Source organism: Aestuariivirga sp., from assembly GCF_047602625.1.
GTDB lineage: Bacteria > Pseudomonadota > Alphaproteobacteria > Rhizobiales > Aestuariivirgaceae > Aestuariivirga.
Genome location: NZ_JASGGV010000002.1, coordinates 1,891,642 through 1,906,521 on the forward strand (window position 1 = coordinate 1,891,642; position 14,880 = coordinate 1,906,521).

Genomic DNA, 14,880 nt, shown 5'->3' on the forward strand with positions numbered 1-14,880 from the left:
GGAAATAAATTTCTACGGGATTGAGGCTTTTTCGTCAGGTCAAATAGGTTTGGGTGTGGATTGTGCAATGCGATGCCTAAAAAGGCAGCATCTTAGTTTATCTGGGCGGTTTTCAGCCAATCCGTGAATTGCCCGAGAGCGTCTTCGATTTTTGCAGGATCTCGGAGATAACACATACGCAGATGCCCCTCTCCACCCGGTCCGAAAGTGGCGCCAGGCGCGAAGCCAACCTTGGCTTCGTCGATAATCCTAAGTGTGGTTGCGGTGGAGTTTGTCATCCCCTCAATGCCGAAGAAGAGATAAAAGGCACCTTCGGGCACCTCGAAGCGCAGACGCGACTGATTCCCCAGCAGCTTCACCACCAGGTCGCGATTGGCGCGCGCCTTGGCCACTTGGGCCCGGATGAACTCCTCCCCCAGATCGAGCGCCGCAACACAGCCCTTTTGCAAGAAGGCTGGGGTGCCGCTGGTGTTATATTGGATGATGCGTTCTATCTCCGGCGCGAGTGCGCGCGGTGCCTGCAGCCAACCCACGCGCCAGCCCGTCATGGCCCAGTTCTTGGAGAACGTGTTGGCGAGGAGAAGGCGCTCCTCATCGTCGCAGATGTCGAGGAATGAAGGCGCGCGCGTCTCTCCGCGCGCTCCGTAATAGAAGCGCGAATAGACTTCATCTCCGAAGATCCACAGCCCATGCTTGCGGCAGAAATTCCGGACGGCGACCAGTTCATCGCGTGTGGCCGTCCAGCCGATCGGGTTGGACGGGGAGTTGAGCGCGATTGCCCTTGTGCGCGGTGTTACGGCATCGAACAGACGGTCAAGATCAAGCGTCCAGCGGCCGTTGCGAAATTCCATCGGCACTTCGACAGGAACAGAGCCCTGGATGCGGAGCGGGCCGGCGTAATTGGGCCAGGCCGGGGTCGGCAGGATGATCTCGTCGCCTTCGCCGGCGATCATCTGGATGGCGGTCTGGATCGATTGCATGCCGCCAGAAGTGACAAAGAAATTCTCAAAACTGAAGCTGCGGCCAAACTGCGCCTCATGATAGCGCGCCAGTGCTTCGCGCAATTCCGGAATGCCGCGCTGCCATGTGTAGAAGGTTTCGCCGCGGCGCAGGCTGTCGATCGCGGCATTGGAAAATACCTCGGGCGTGGGCAGGTTGCCTTCCCCGGTCCACAAAGGGATCACGTCCGGCCTGCCAAAGCCATACATTGCGGCCTTGACGATGCCGCTGTCGGGCTCATTGCGGGCTTGCGGCGTGATGGAAGCGAGAAGCTGGTCAGGAGTCATGGCTTTGCCTCATCGCAAAAAAGAGGCCCGGATGTCCAGCACCCGGGCCTCGCGGCTGATATGTTTCCGCTGCTTACTTCTTTTTCAGCAGATCACGGATTTCGGTGAGCAGCACATCGGTGCTGGACGGCCCGGCGGGAGCGGGTGGAGGCTCTGCCTTCTTGAAGCGGTTGGCCGCCTTGACGAGCTGGAACAGCACAAATGCCACGATGAGGAAGTTGATGAGAATGGTGATAAAAGCCCCATAGCCGATCACCGCGCCCTGTTTCTGCGCATCGGCGAGATTAGTCGCCGTGACGGCTGAAGACAGGGGCAGAAAATAGTTGTCAAAGTTCAGCCCGCCAGTGGCTGCGCCGATAATCGGCATGATGATCAGATTGACGATGCCTTGCACGATATTGTTGAACGCGGCGCCGATGATGACGGCGATCGCCAGATCAAACGCATTGCCCTTGAAGGCAAATTCCTTGAACTCTTTCCACATGAACCGATACCCCCGTCTCTCAAGACTACACATGCGGGCTGATTTGCCCCACATCAAAAGGTTAACCGCAAGTCTGGGTTGAACCAAGTGCAAAGTTGCCGGGGTGGATTTGAAATCCAAAATCGGGGAAAGCTTATCCACATGAACGAGCGCCGTCCCTTTTACCCCGACCTTCAGCCTTATGCCTGGGGCCGCCTGAAGGTCTCGGACCTGCATGAAATCTATTACGAGGAGGCTGGCAATCCACAAGGCAAGCCCGCCGTTGTGCTGCATGGAGGGCCTGGCGGCGGCATATCGCCTTTCCTCCGGCAAATGCATGACCCCGCGCACTACCGCATTATCCTGTTCGACCAGCGGGGCTGCGGGCAGTCGACGCCCCATGCCGAACTTCGGGAGAATACGACGTGGGATCTCGTGGAAGACATGGAGAAGCTGCGCCAGCATCTGGGCATCGCCAGATGGCAGGTAGCCGGTGGCTCATGGGGCTCGACCCTTGCCCTCGCCTACGCGGAAACACATCCGGACAAAGTGACCGAATTGGTGATCCGGGGTATCTTCACGCTCAGGCAGTCGGAGGTGGACTGGTTCTACCAGCACGGCGCATCCATGATGTTCCCAGATGTCTGGGAAGAGTATCAGGCCACGATTCCAGAGTCAAGAGCGGGGCAGCATGGTTGAAGCCTATTACCGCCGCTTGTCTGGCCCCGCCTCAGCAGAACGCACTGTCTGCGCCCGGGCCTGGACGCGGTGGGAAGCAGAGACGCTTTCCCTTCTGCCCGATCCTAGCCGAGTGGCGGATTTCAGCGCCGAACTCTTTGCCCTCGCCTTCGCGCGGATCGAATGTCATTATTTCATCAACAAGGGCTTTTTCGCGCAGGACGGCCAGCTTCTGGCGGATGCCGGTACGATTCTGCCATATTCCAGGCGTCATCATCCAGGGCCGATATGATGTGGTCACGCCGATGGACACGGCATGGGCCCTTCACCGGGCTTGGCCGGAATTGGAATTTGTGCTGGTGCCAGATGCTGGGCATACAGGAACGGAAGCAGGCATTCGGGATGCCATGATCCGGGCCACCGACAAGTTTCGTCATGCGGGCATTGCATAGCTGACACCGCGCCACAATGCGCCAAAAGCTACATTTCGTACATAATTGCAGCCCATATAGGCCTCAAGCAAAAACGAAACCTTTTCTTTCCTCTTGAGGCAACCATGATCATCCTGAATGCATTCCGCGATTTCGCTGACGGCCTGAGCCGTGGCCTGTCGCTCTACTTCACCGAACGGAACGACCATACTGCGCGGGCTTTTGATCCGCGCGCGGCCCGCCGCAGCGCCCGCTAAACTCTTTCTTGTTCGATGTCGCCCCGCAGCCTTGCTGCGGGGCGTTTCCATTTCTAACAAAGCGGTAATGCCAGCGCCAACAAATTGCCGTGTTTGCTCCGCCTTCAAGCCACGATCCCAGCGCACCTTCGTTGCCGAACCAGCGGGGGTTCGCAGCGGCGTGAGGCCCTGCGAATGGTGAATGGAAGGTCTGGAACTTTCCTGAACTCATCCCATTGCTGCATCGAGTTGGCCCGAACGGCTCCTGTCGCCGTCCCGAGTTGTTGGGGTCAAGGGCCCGTCCGTCTCTGTCGAGATGGACGGGCCACCCCTCGCGAATCGCGGTAAACTTCCGCGCATGCCAACCGACACCATATTGCTTCGCCTCGGCAGCTTTCCGATAACCCTATCGGACTTCATCGTATTTGCGACAGTCTTTGCCTTGCTGCTGCTGATCGCGGCGGTGGTTTTTGCGTGGCGGGCGCAATCGCAAAACAGAACAGGAAGCATGGACGCCGCGCGCAGAACAGCCGATCTGGAATTCCGGCTAGCTGAACTCACCGGCCATTTGCGTGGCGTGGCAGAACAAAATCAGGGAAGCCACGCGCAGCTCGCCCGCACATTGGATGAACGGCTTGATCAAGTCAGTGAACGGCTGGGAATGGGGCTTACGACGCAAGCCGATAGGACAAGCGCATCGCTGACCCAACTCTATGAGCGTCTGGCGGTCATCGATAGTGCTCAAAAGAATCTCCACCGCGCTCTCGAGCGAAATGGTGAGCTTGAAGGACATCCTGTCCAACAAACAGGCGCGCGGCGCTTACGGGCAAGGCCGCATGGAAGCCATCATCCGCGACGGCTTGCAAACCAATGCCTACTCCTTTCAAAGCACGCTTTCCAACGGCAACCGGCCGGATTGCCTGATCAAGCTACCCGATTTTGAACTGCGCCTCGTTATCGACGCCAAGTTTCCGCTCGAGGCCTTCAACGCGCTCAAAGCCACGCGTGGCGAAGAGGGTCAGAGGTCGGCGGAGCAGCGCCTGCGTTCCGATGTATTGAAACATGTGAAAGATATTTCGGAAAAATACCTGATTGCTGGCGAAACGCATGAGACAGCCATCATGTTCGTTCCGTCTGAAGCGATATATGCCGACTTATACGAACACTTCGAGGATGTGATTTAGAAAGCGCACCGGCAAAGGGTGATCGTCGCCTCACCCAATATTCTGATGCTGTTGGTGCAGACGCTGCAGGCGGTGTTCAAGGATGCGGCGATGCGCGAACAGGCCGGACTTATCAAGATCGAGGTGTCCCGGTTGCTTGAAGATGTAGGGCGCATGCGCGACCGCATGGGTGATCTTCAGAAGCATTTCGGCAATGCCAGCTCAGATCTTGAAAAACTGGGCATCTCCGCTGACAAGGTTGTGAAACGCGGACTTAGGATTGAAAGCCTTGAGCTCGAAGAACCCAAACCCGAAATGAAGCCACGCCTTGTCGAGCGTGGCTGATCTTTTCTATTTTCCGATTTGCACCTGCGCGGTGATCTGCTTCTTGATCTCCTCGAATGCGCTTGCCACATTATTGCTGGCGTCGATGCTGAAGAAATCAGTATCAGCATCGGTGGTGCAGTCGCTGAGCCGCTTTACGGTATCAGTGTCATCAATGTTGTAGGCAATCGTGATAACCGTAATGCCTTTGGCCTTGGCATTGGCGCAGATGCTTGTGAGATTGGCTTCACCCTGGTTTACCGTACGGGTCGTGCCCGGACCAAAGGCCGGTTCGGTCTGCTCGCCATCTGTGAGAAGCACGAGATATTTCTTTGTGGTGGTGTCGGAGTAAGGCGCTCCTTCTGGAAAAGGCGCCTGTCCTGACAGAAGGTGAAAGCCGAATTCCGCGCCCAAAGCAATGTGGGTGTAGGCATAGGGTACCATGTCATCGAGTTGCGCGTCCACCGCTGCAAAATCATCGGTCAGCGGGCGGACGATCAGGTCGTTAGGAACGTAGGCAGCGCAGGTACTGGAGGCGTGCATTGTCGAATTTGGTTGGCCCCACTTTGTGGCATTGTTGGAGGTCGGAGTATCATCCGTGAGATTATAAGGATACTTCCTGTCCTGCGTGCATCCTGTCCATGTGCCACCGCCCGACTGGCCGAGCACCATCGATTTCGGCAGGCTTACCCATACGTGATGGGAAAACGGCACCAGCCCAACCTTGAAATCATTTGGAGCGGCGGCTGCCAGATCATCGACCAGCTTGCGGGCGGCTGTCTTCATTGCGATGTATTTCACCTGTCCGCCGAGCACATCCTTCATCGATCCCGAATAGTCGAGGACAAGAGCGACTTCGGCCTTTTTCTTGGGAGGAATTTCAATTTCGGATGAAACGCTGACCGACATGCTTTGATAGCCCGCGATCTGCATCAAGACTGTAGGCAAAACAAGTGAAGCCGTGGCGGCTACCTTGCTATCGGAAATATCGAACTTGCTCTCGACCCCATTTCCCGCCAAGCCTGCCGCAGCGATATTGGCATTGAAAGTCGCTTCAGCCGCCTCCACGCGGTTGGCATCCGTCAAGGTGGAGGCCGATGCAGCAGACAGGGCACCGCCGTCGAGTGCCGCTTGCAGCTGCGTCTGGGCTGTTGAATACCGAACATAGTCAATCGCCACACCCACCGCCAAGAGTACGGGTACGATCGCGATGGCGAAGGTGACGGCGGTCGTTCCCCGCTGGCTCTCTGCAAAGCGGCGGATCAGATGGAAAGTGGCCGTGCGCAGGTTCATTTCTGGCTCCTTGTTCCACTGTGGAACAGTCTCAATAGTTCGGAAACCGAAAGAGCAAGGGCCGAGCCAACGCAGAAATGCTTTCACGCTGACAGGAATGAACACGCTGCGCCGGCGTAGGAAACAGCGGAATCAACAGAGGAGCACCACATGAAATCGAAATTCACCTGTGCCATGATTGCGCTTGCCGTTATGGCGGCGCTTCCAGCCTCAAGTGCCTTCGCAAAAAGAGGTGCCGACGATCCGGCGGGCCACCAGCGGCATGGACGCGGAGCTGATGATGCGGCGGGCCATGTGCGGCATGGCCACGGTGCGGATGACGCCACGCCGCATTCTTAACCTGTTTGACTTTACTTATTTTGACGCGCCGCCTCAGAACGGGCGGCGCGCTTTCATGGCCTGGGTAATCGTGCCTTCGTCGAGATAATCGAGTTCACCGCCCACCGGAACGCCATGCGCAAGACGGGAGGTGGCGACATTCAGGCCCTTGAGCCGTTCGATGATGTAGTGCGCCGTCGTCTGGCCCTCGATTGTGGCATTTACGGCCAGCACGATCTCCTGCACCTGCTCATCGGCAGCCCGTTCGATCAACTGCCCGATGGAAAGGTCTTCCGGGCGAATACCCTCGATGGCCGACAGCGTTCCCCCCAGAACATGGTAAAGGCCGTTCCACGCGTTGGCACGTTCCAGCGCCCAGAGATCCCCAACATCCTCGACCACACAAATGACCGAACGGTCACGGCGGGGGTCGGTGCAGAGCGTACACGGATCGATGGTGTCCACATTACCGCAGAGCGAGCACACGGTGACCTTGTCGTGCGCATCTTCCATGGCAACCATAAGCGGATGCAGAAGCCGCTCGCGATTTTTGATGAGATGAAGGGCCGCGCGCCTGGCAGAGCGGGGTCCAAGCCCCGGCAGCTTGGCCAGCAGCTGGATCAGCCGCTCGATTTCCGGTCCAGTGGTGCGCTTGACCATCAGAAGGGCAGCTTGAATCCCGGCGGCAGCGCGATGCCGCCCGTCATAGATTTCATTTCATCGGCCATCATCGCTTCGGCCTTGCCCTTCGCATCGGCATGCGCGGCAGCGATGAGATCTTCGACGATTTCCTTCTCTTCAGGCTTCAGCAGCGAGGGATCAATGGAAACGCTCACCATGGCGCCCTTGCCATTGAGCGTGACCTTGACCAGCCCGCCGCCCGACTGGCCGGCCACGGCCGTCTGATCGAGTTTCGACTGCATTTCGGCCATGCGCTCCTGCATGGCCTGCACCTGCTTCATCATTTCACCGAGATTCTTCATCGGGCTCACTCATATTCAAGGGTTCAAGGGATTTATCGGGTGCACGGACATTCAGGATTTCAGCGCCGGGAAAGCGCTTGAGCGCCTCCTGTACATCCGGATTTTCGCGCGCCATGCGGAAGAGGCTGTCGCGGGTTTCGCGCTGGCGCGCGGCGACCGGCAAGTCACCACCTTCCTTCGCCACCAGCACCATCCAGCGCATACCGGTAAAGGCCTCAAGCTTGCGGGAAATCTCATTGGCGAGGCCGGGCGGAGCCGAAGGCTCCAGCGACATCTCAAATTGACCGGGACTGACGCGGATGGGCCTCACAAGCCGCTCGAGATCAGACTTCAGCTTGATGTCACGCTTTTCGCCCGCCAACGCGAGGAGATCGGTAAAACTGGAAAAGGCCCGTGTCTCTGTTATGACAGGCGGCAGAGCAGATGGAGACGGAACCGATTTCACCGCCAGCGGCCCCTGGGTGGGCGGCATGGGATCATCGCGTTTCAAAAGCTGGGCGGCGGGTGGCGGCGCCAGACGTTCCGCCGGCGGGGATTGCTTGATTGATTTTACCAATTCCTCCGCCGGCGGAAAGTCAGCCGCATGGGCCAGGCGGATCAGCAGCATTTCTGCCGCCATCAACGGATTGGAATGATACTCGACCTCGCGCAGGCCCTTCAGCAGCATGGACCAAGCACGCGTCAGATGCGCCATGCCAAGGCGTGCGGCATGATCCTGCCCGCGCGTCTTTTCCACTTCGGTGCGTGAAGTGTCGGAGAGCGCCTGTCCCTTCACCACCTTGAGACGGGTGACCCAGTGCACGTAATCGGCAACATCAGCCAAAATCGTTCGCGGATCGCCGCTGTTGCGATATTGGTCCTCAATCTCGGCCAGAGCTTTCGCGGCATCGCCCGCCATTACTGCATCGAAGAGATCGATGATGCGTGTGCGGTCCATCTGGCCGAGCATGACGGCAACATCGGAGGCCTTCACCTGATCGCTGCCATAGGCAATCGCCTGATCGAGAAGCGACAGGCCATCGCGCACCGATCCTTCGGCGGCGCGGGCAATCATCGCCAAGGCATCCGGCTCGGCGGTAACGCCTTCTTTTTCGGCAATGCCGGCATAGTGGGTTGCGAGAACGGCCGCATCCAGGCGCTTGAGATCGAAACGCTGGCAGCGCGACAGGATGGTCACCGGAACCTTGTTGATCTCGGTGGTGGCAAAGATGAATTTCACATGCGGCGGCGGCTCCTCGAGCGTCTTCAACAGCGCGTTGAAGGCGTTCTTGGACAACATGTGCACTTCGTCGATGATATAGACCTTGTAGCGCAGTTCGATGGGCGCATAGCGCACGCTGTCGATGATCTCGCGCACATCGTCGACGCCGGTGTTTGAGGCGGCGTCCATCTCGATCACGTCCATATGGCGGGATTCGAGGATCGCCTCACATTGCGGCGTCATCTCCGGCATATCGACGGTAGGCCGGGAGGGATAGTTAATGGCGCGGGCGATCAGGCGCGCGGTCGTGGTTTTGCCGATACCCCGGACACCAGTCAGCATGAAGCCCTGGGCGATGCGCCCGAGACTGAAGGCATTGGTGAGTGTGCGCACCATCGCTTCCTGGCCAATCAGGTCAGGAAAGGTGCGGGGACGGTATTTACGGGCGAGAACGCGGTATCCCGGAACGTTCGCGCCGCTGCTGATCTCAGTCATGGCGGTTCCGGCTCATATGTAAAGGTGGGAGGCTGGACGGGCAACCCGTTCCGGACTCGTTGGGGCTGCTTCCTTCCGGACCTGACCCGGTTGGCGAGCGGCACGTCCGCCGCCAACCTCCCGATGGGTATATCGGCGGTCTCAGGCGGAAACTCAAGAAAAAACAGGGCTGGCTTGCCAAGTCCCGGCAATCACTGCACAGTCCGCCGGAGGTAACTGATTTACAGGCGGGATGGCCCAGATGCGCAAAAAGCTTCTTTCCGTGATGGTAACGGCGATGAGCGTGACGGGTTTTGCGGCCCCTGTCCTGGCCCATGACTGCGGGCGGTTCTGCCGGCCCTATCTCGTGGAAACAGCCTGCAATGAAGCCAATCTGCGCTGCCGCTCCTACATGCATTACGTGCCGGGCCAGAACCTCGCGCTCTCGCCACCGCCAAGTTACTGGTATGGCATCCCGCGCTGGCATGCCGATTCCTATGTTTATTCCGAGAAGAAGGTCTGGAAACGCCGGGTGAGCGCTACAGCTCCGGCCGTGAAGGATACGTCCAAGGTGATTGTGAAGAAGCCCGTGGCCGCCGTGGCGCACAAGCATTCGCCCTATGGGCCGTGGTGCCTGGACCAGGATCATCTGCACGTCGAGACCACTTACTGAACCCCCTTGGATTGACGCATTTTCGCCGCCAGCCTATGTGACGGGCCATGAGCCTGCGCGATATTGTTACTTTGCCTGATCCTGTGCTTCGGCAGGTGTCGAAGCCGGTGGAGCGCGTCGATTCCGAGGCGCGCAAGCTGTGGGATGACATGCTGGAAACCATGTATGATGCGCCGGGCATCGGCCTCGCCGCCGTTCAGGTAGGCGTGCCCACGCGCATGCTGATCGTCGATCTCGCCAAGGAAGGCGAGGAGCGGAAACCCCTGTTCGTTGCCAACCCCCTCATCACATGGTCGAGCGAGGCGCAGAGCGATTACGAAGAAGGCTGCCTCTCGATTCCCGAGTTCTATGAAATGGTAAGCCGTCCTTCGGAGATCAAACTCAGCTATGTCGGTTGGCAGGGCGAGGCGCAGGAACTCCATGCGACGGGCCTTCTTGCCACCTGCCTGCAGCATGAGATCGACCATCTGAATGGCGTGCTGTTCATCGATCATATCTCGCGGCTCAAACGCGAGCGGGTGATCAAGAAATTCGCCAAGGCGCAAAAGCTGGGCAAGCTCTAGCGCCATGCGCCTTGTCTTCATGGGGACGCCCGATTTCGCCGTGACAGTACTGAAGGCTCTGGTGACGGCGGGGCACGAGATTGTTTGTGTTTACGCGCAGCCACCGCGCCCTGCGGGCCGTGGAATGGCGGAACGGCCTTCGCCAGTGCAGGTTTTTGCCGAAACTCAGAAGATTGAGATGAGAACGCCGTTGTCGCTCAAGAGTTGGGCTGAACAGGAGAAGTTTGCCTCGCTTGGGGCCGATGCCGCTGTGGTGGTGGCGTATGGATTGCTGCTGCCCAAGCCTGTGCTCGAGGCGCCAAGGCTGGGTTGCTTCAACGTGCATGCTTCGCTGTTGCCGCGCTGGCGGGGGGCCGCCCCCATTCAACGGGCCATCATGTCGGGTGACAAGGAAACCGGCGTGACCATCATGCGCATGGAAGAAGGACTCGACACGGGGCCCATGTGCGCAACGGCACATGTGCCGATCCTGCCGACTTCAACTGCTGGCAACCTGCATGACACGCTGGCGGCAGCCGGAGCAAACTTGATGGTGGAGGTGCTGGCGCGCGACACTATCGATTGCGTGCCGCAACCTGTAGAAGGCGTGACCTATGCCAAAAAGATCGACAAGGCAGAGGCACGGATCGATTTTATGCGCCCGGCCCCGGAGGTCCGGAATCATATTCATGGGCTATCGCCCTTTCCGGGAGCTTGGTTCACGGTGAACGGCACACGCATCAAGGCGCTGTTGTGCGAAACTGTCGATCACGATGGCGAGGCGGGGCAGTTTCTCGATGATCGACTGATGGTGTCGTGCGGTACCGGCGCCATCCGCCTGCTGAAACTGCAGCGTGAGGGAAAAGGCGCTATGGAAGCAAGCGATTTCCTGCGCGGATTTCCAATCTCTGCTGGCACAAAAATCTGATGCCGCGTTTCAGGCTGACCATTGAGTATGACGGTGCGCCTTTCGCGGGCTGGCAATATCAAGCCGATGCGTCAACCGTTCAGGGTGTTCTCGAAGCCGCCGTGGCGCGCATCAATGGCCAGCCGTCAACCGTTCAAGGGGCGGGGCGCACCGATGCGGGCGTGCATGCGCTGGCACAGGTAGCGCATGTGGACCTGAGCAAGAACTGGGATCCTTTCACGCTCAGGAACGCAATCAATGCCAATGTGCGTCCCCATCCTGTGAGCGTGCTTGAAGCTGTGCCATGCGCTGAAGATTTTCATGCCCGCTTCTCGGCAATGCGACGACACTATCTCTATCGCATCCTTAACCGCCGCAGCCCGCCAGCGCTCGACAAGGGCAAGGTGTGGTGGTTGCCGATGGACCTTGATGCTGGGGCGATGCACGAGGCGGCGCAGCATCTCATTGGCAAGCATGATTTCACCACCTTTCGCGCTGCGCAATGCCAAGCGCAATCGCCCGTCAAGACACTCGACCGGCTGGATGTGGCGCGCTACGGCGAGCTGATTGAAATCCGCGCCGATGCGCGCTCTTTCCTGCACAATCAGGTACGCTCCATGGTTGGCACGCTGAAGCTTGTGGGAGAAGGAAAGTGGAGGGCCCGAGAGGTCAAGGCGGCGCTTGTGGCGAAAGACCGCGCGCGCTGCGGCCCGGTGTCGCCGCCCGAAGGACTTTATCTTCTCAAGGTTGATTATTGAAATAGGCCTCAAGGATCGCGCCATAAATGGCTTTTGTGGCGCGCAGTTCCTCCACCGAAATGCGCTCGTCCGTCATGTGGATGGTGGCATTGGTGGGGCCGAATTCAAGAACTGGGCAATAGTCCTTGATGAAGCGCGCATCCGATGTCCCGCCAGAAGTCGAAAGCCTGGGAAGGATGCCGGTTTCCCGCGCCACCGCATCCTGCACAAGGCCGACAAACGCGCCGGGCTCTGTCAAAAATGCGTCGGCGCCTTCATGTGATGTCACTGACCAGATGCCGCCCTGCTCTGCCTTAACAGCTTCAATTTCCGACGACACCCAATCCCGCAACGACTGATGCGAATGCTCGGTGTTGAAACGGATATTGAATTTTGCCGTGACGCGTGAGGGGATCACATTGCCTGCCGGGTTTCCCACATCGATGGTGGTGACAGCCAGTGTGGAGGGATCAAAATGCGCATTGCCGCTGTCGAGTGTGGCTTCCGAAATCCGGGTGATCAATCGCGCCATCTTGGGAATGGGATTATCCGCCTTGTGCGGATAGGCAACATGGCCCTGCCTGCCCTCGGCCGTGACGACGAAACTCAGCGAGCCGCGCCGCCCGATCTTGATGGTGTCGCCCAGCTTCTCCACGCAGCTTGGTTCACCGACGAGGCAATGATCGGGCATATGGCCATTGGCCCTCATCCACTCCAGCACTTTCACCGTACCGTTGATGGCAGGGCCTTCCTCATCGCCCGTGATAAGGAATGACATCGAGCCCCCAGGTTTGCCGGTGCTTTTTAAGTGATCAATCACGGCGGCGGCGAAGGCCGCGACCGAGCCTTTCATGTCTGTTGCGCCACGGCCGTAGAGAAAATCGCCGTCTATATCGGCGGCGAAGGGCGGATGCGACCAATCCTCCTCGCGCCCCGGCGGGACGACATCGGTGTGGCCGGCAAAACAAAGATGCGGACCGGTGGTGCCGATGCGGGCGAACAGATTTTCCACATCCGGCGTCCCCTCCGCCTTGAAGATCAGCCGGTGACAGGTGAAGCCATGCGTCGACAGGAGATTCTCCAGAAGCGTGAGTGCACCGCCTTCATCGGGCGTCACGGAACGGCAACGGACAAGGTCCTGCAAAAGTGGAACGGGATCGGTGGAAGTGTTTTTCGTCATGCCAGGATGATAGCGGCAAACAAAAAGCCCGGCCACAGGGCCGGGCTCACAAAAGTGCAACTCACCTCATCCCGCCGCAACAGGATCGGGCCCGTATGCATTGGGACCAACCGTTCCCCGCAGGAAGCCGCATTCAATCAGGACCCAAAGCCCCCCGATAATCGGAAGAAAGGCAATCAGAACCCACCAGCCTGACTTGTTCCTGTCGTGCCAGCGCTTGATCTGAATCGCGAGTGCAGGCCACAGAAAGATCAGGGACACAAGAGCGGCAGGTCCCGTCAGGCTATACATGGCGGCCATCGCCGCCTGCGAGTCGCCGCCATCTACTGCGACAGTCAAGCTGCCGCCAAACAGTGTCAGGACCAGGAAAAACACGATCCATTCGATAACCAATAACGCTATCAATCCCAGCCAGAACGCTTGCCGGCCAATACGGCCTTCAAACGACAAAAACAAATCTCTGCTCATGCCATATGCCCTCCCGCTCTTTGGTGAATCGGAACAGCCCCCAAGGGGAATATTCTCCAAAGCGGGTGCGAAGGGAAGACTTCAATCACGCAGAAGGTCGTTGATCGACGTCTTGGAGCGGGTTTTCTCATCCACGCGCTTGACGATTACCGCGCAGTAAAGGGAGGGCGACGGCGTGCCGTCGGCATAGGGTTTCTGCGGCAGGGAGCCTGACACGACCACCGAATAGGGCGGCACGCGGCCCATGTGGACCTTGCCCGTGTCGCGCTCGATGATCTTGGTGGACTGGCCGATGAACACGCCCATGGAGATCACCGATCCTTCGCCGACAACCACGCCTTCGACGATTTCCGAGCGGGCGCCAATGAAGCAATTGTCCTCGATGATGGTCGGGCCTGCCTGCATCGGCTCTAACACTCCGCCGATACCGACGCCGCCTGAGAGATGCACATTCTTGCCGATCTGCGCGCAGGAGCCAACGGTAACCCATGTATCCACCATGGTGCCGGTATCCACATAGGCCCCGAGATTGACGAAAGACGGCATGAGGATGGCGCCCGGCGCGATATAGGCGGATTTGCGCACGATGCAGTTGGGCACCGAGCGGAAGCCAGCGGCGCGGAACTCCGTCTCGCCCCAATTGTCGAACTTGGATGGCACTTTATCCCACCAGGCCGATCCGCCGGGGCCGCCGGAAATCATCGCCATGTCGTTCAGGCGGAATGACAGCAGCACGGCTTTCTTGAGCCACTGGTTGACCTGCCACTCGCCGTTCACCTTCTCGGCGACCCGCGCCTTGCCGCTGTCGAGGAGGTTTAGCGCCTCGTTGACGGCGTCGCGGACGTCGCCCGTGGTCTGGAGATTGACCTTGTCGCGGCCTTCCCAGGCCTGTTCGATCACCGGCTGCAGATTGCTCATTGACGATCCTGGGCGTTCAGTTCGTGAGATTGGGCGCGGCACCCTGCTGGGCCTTGATGCGCTGCTGATACATGGCGGCGAAATCAATGGGATCCAGCATCAGCGGAGGGAAGCCGCCATTGCGGGTCGCCTCGGCGAGGATTTGCCGCGCGAAAGGGAACAACATGCGCGGGCATTCGATGAGAACGGCGGCATGGGTCAGCTGCTGGGGGAAATTTTCCAGCCGGAACGCGCCTGCATAGCGTACTTCCGCCGCGAACATCACCTTGCCCTGCGCCATGGCCTTGGCCTCGAGCTGCAACTCCACCTCGTAGTCATTGGGCGCGAGGTTGCGGGCGTTGACATTCACCGAGACATTGATGTCGGGCTGGGTGGTTTGCGGCGCCAGAGATTGCGGCGCATTCGGGTTCTCGAAGCTCAAGTCCTTGAGGTATTGGCCGAGGATGCGCAGGAAGGGCTGGGCGCCCGGCTCCGCCGCCGGAATCTCGATAGTCTCCGCCGGGGCGGGTGCCACAGCCGGAGCGGCGGCAGCGGCCTTTGCTGGCTTGGCGGGAGTTGACTTGGATGATTTGGCCATGGGGCATGCCTCGTTGTGAATCGGCTGG

The 14,880-nt window shown here is 59.0% G+C and carries 17 protein-coding genes, 1 other RNA gene and 2 pseudogenes; 7 read left to right on the plus strand and 13 right to left on the minus strand.

What is annotated here, in order from left to right:
- Positions 1-92: 92 nt before the first annotated feature.
- Together QM694_RS14380 and mscL are read right to left on the minus strand one after the other, a co-directional pair.
- On the minus strand, positions 93-1,286 hold the full coding sequence (locus tag QM694_RS14380; RefSeq protein ID WP_415007613.1) for a pyridoxal phosphate-dependent aminotransferase: 1,194 nt from the start codon (positions 1,284-1,286) through the stop codon (positions 93-95).
- Positions 1,287-1,359: 73 nt separating this feature from the next.
- Entirely contained in the window at positions 1,360-1,770 is a 411-nt protein-coding gene (mscL, locus tag QM694_RS14385; protein ID WP_415007614.1) for a large conductance mechanosensitive channel protein MscL, read from the minus strand.
- 141 nt (positions 1,771-1,911) lie between these two features.
- Between mscL and pip the strand changes: the two are divergent.
- Positions 1,912-2,879 (plus strand): annotated as a pseudogene (gene pip / locus QM694_RS14390) (prolyl aminopeptidase).
- On the opposite strand, the gene QM694_RS14395 reads toward pip, so the two are convergent.
- Positions 2,861-3,223 (minus strand): hypothetical protein, encoded by a 363-nt coding sequence (locus tag QM694_RS14395; RefSeq protein WP_415007615.1) that lies wholly within the window; start codon positions 3,221-3,223, stop codon positions 2,861-2,863. The pseudogene pip and the gene QM694_RS14395 overlap by 19 nt on opposite strands.
- Before the next feature lie 418 nt (positions 3,224-3,641).
- Positions 3,642-3,887 (minus strand): hypothetical protein, encoded by a 246-nt coding sequence (locus QM694_RS14400; protein WP_415008673.1) that lies wholly within the window; start codon positions 3,885-3,887, stop codon positions 3,642-3,644.
- Here QM694_RS14400 and QM694_RS14405 point away from each other — a divergent pair.
- Positions 3,877-4,602, plus strand: a pseudogene (locus tag QM694_RS14405) (DNA recombination protein RmuC). The gene QM694_RS14400 and the pseudogene QM694_RS14405 overlap by 11 nt on opposite strands.
- A gap of 6 nt (positions 4,603-4,608) precedes the next feature.
- Here the strand turns inward: QM694_RS14405 and QM694_RS14410 are convergent.
- A complete protein-coding gene (locus QM694_RS14410; protein WP_415007616.1) occupies positions 4,609-5,874 on the minus strand; it encodes a vWA domain-containing protein in 1,266 nt (421 codons plus the stop codon).
- Positions 5,875-6,024: 150 nt separating this feature from the next.
- Here QM694_RS14410 and QM694_RS14415 point away from each other — a divergent pair, with 150 nt between their 5' ends.
- Complete coding sequence (locus QM694_RS14415; protein ID WP_415007617.1) at positions 6,025-6,213, plus strand: hypothetical protein; 189 nt, start codon at positions 6,025-6,027, stop codon at positions 6,211-6,213.
- 33 nt (positions 6,214-6,246) lie between these two features.
- Here QM694_RS14415 and recR read toward each other — a convergent pair whose 3' ends face one another.
- From recR to ffs, 4 genes are all read right to left on the minus strand, one after another.
- Entirely contained in the window at positions 6,247-6,852 is a 606-nt protein-coding gene (gene recR / locus QM694_RS14420; RefSeq protein WP_415007618.1) for a recombination mediator RecR, read from the minus strand.
- Positions 6,852-7,175: a YbaB/EbfC family nucleoid-associated protein gene (locus tag QM694_RS14425; protein WP_415007619.1), complete on the minus strand. Its 324-nt coding sequence runs from the start codon at positions 7,173-7,175 to the stop codon at positions 6,852-6,854. The genes recR and QM694_RS14425 overlap by 1 nt, the downstream gene beginning before the upstream one ends.
- Positions 7,159-8,871, minus strand: coding sequence for a DNA polymerase III subunit gamma/tau (locus QM694_RS14430; protein ID WP_415007620.1), 1,713 nt, complete (start codon positions 8,869-8,871; stop codon positions 7,159-7,161). The genes QM694_RS14425 and QM694_RS14430 overlap by 17 nt, the downstream gene beginning before the upstream one ends.
- A 24-nt stretch (positions 8,872-8,895) precedes the next feature.
- Positions 8,896-8,992, minus strand: an RNA gene (gene ffs, locus QM694_RS14435) — signal recognition particle sRNA small type.
- A 120-nt stretch (positions 8,993-9,112) separates the two neighbouring features.
- Here ffs and QM694_RS14440 point away from each other — a divergent pair.
- Genes QM694_RS14440 through truA form a run of 4 tightly spaced genes read left to right on the plus strand, consistent with a single transcriptional unit; the run spans position 9,113 to position 11,730 of the window.
- Positions 9,113-9,523: a hypothetical protein gene (locus tag QM694_RS14440; protein ID WP_415007621.1), complete on the plus strand. Its 411-nt coding sequence runs from the start codon at positions 9,113-9,115 to the stop codon at positions 9,521-9,523.
- A gap of 47 nt (positions 9,524-9,570) precedes the next feature.
- Entirely contained in the window at positions 9,571-10,086 is a 516-nt protein-coding gene (gene def, locus QM694_RS14445) for a peptide deformylase (protein ID WP_415007622.1), read from the plus strand.
- A gap of 4 nt (positions 10,087-10,090) precedes the next feature.
- Entirely contained in the window at positions 10,091-10,993 is a 903-nt protein-coding gene (gene fmt, locus QM694_RS14450) for a methionyl-tRNA formyltransferase (protein WP_415007623.1), read from the plus strand.
- A complete protein-coding gene (gene truA, locus QM694_RS14455) occupies positions 10,993-11,730 on the plus strand; it encodes a tRNA pseudouridine(38-40) synthase TruA (RefSeq protein WP_415007624.1) in 738 nt (245 codons plus the stop codon). The genes fmt and truA overlap by 1 nt, the downstream gene beginning before the upstream one ends.
- Here truA and dapE read toward each other — a convergent pair.
- The 4 genes from dapE to secB all read right to left on the minus strand — a co-directional run bounded on the left by dapE (position 11,714) and on the right by secB (position 14,789).
- Positions 11,714-12,889, minus strand: a complete 1,176-nt coding sequence (dapE, locus tag QM694_RS14460; protein ID WP_415007625.1) for a succinyl-diaminopimelate desuccinylase — start codon at positions 12,887-12,889, stop codon at positions 11,714-11,716. The two genes, truA and dapE, sit on opposite strands and share 17 nt — an antisense overlap.
- 66 nt (positions 12,890-12,955) lie before the next feature.
- Positions 12,956-13,357 (minus strand): DUF805 domain-containing protein, encoded by a 402-nt coding sequence (locus QM694_RS14465; protein ID WP_415007626.1) that lies wholly within the window; start codon positions 13,355-13,357, stop codon positions 12,956-12,958.
- Positions 13,358-13,438: 81 nt separating this feature from the next.
- Complete coding sequence (dapD, locus tag QM694_RS14470; protein ID WP_415007627.1) at positions 13,439-14,275, minus strand: 2,3,4,5-tetrahydropyridine-2,6-dicarboxylate N-succinyltransferase; 837 nt, start codon at positions 14,273-14,275, stop codon at positions 13,439-13,441.
- A gap of 16 nt (positions 14,276-14,291) precedes the next feature.
- Positions 14,292-14,789 carry a protein-export chaperone SecB gene (secB, locus tag QM694_RS14475; protein ID WP_415008640.1) on the minus strand — a complete coding sequence of 166 codons (498 nt, stop codon included), beginning with the start codon at positions 14,787-14,789 and terminating at the stop codon, positions 14,292-14,294.
- Positions 14,790-14,880 lie beyond the last annotated feature (91 nt).